Annotated in this window: 1 protein-coding gene; it reads left to right on the top strand. The window is 43.4% G+C overall.

Annotated elements, in window-relative coordinates:
- The coding region (locus VJI94_RS08605) for a DUF3127 domain-containing protein (protein ID WP_324009068.1) at positions 1–251 on the top strand (251 nt) is incomplete at both ends.

The raw sequence follows: 251 nt of genomic DNA, 5'->3' as shown, positions 1-251 counted from the left end.
AAAACCCGCGAATTTGTGATTGAAAAATCAGAAGATATTGGCGGAAGAGTTATTACCAAGTATGTAAAGTTTCAATGCGTTCAAGATAAAACCGCAATGCCCGACCGTTTTACTATTGGAGACGATGTGCGCGTTCAATTCAATATCAAAGGGACCAAATGGGTAAAAGACGGCAGAGAGAATTATATCACCAATTTGGATGCCTGGCGTATGGAAGCCGTGAAGCTTGGACAGCAAGACCAACCGGCAGG

The sequence above is a fragment of the Parvimonas sp. D9 genome (assembly GCF_035282565.1).
Lineage (GTDB): Bacteria > Bacillota > Clostridia > Tissierellales > Peptoniphilaceae > Parvimonas > Parvimonas micra.
The sequence above is the reverse complement of the archived record's forward strand: the minus strand, read 5'-3'. Positions and strand labels throughout refer to the sequence as shown.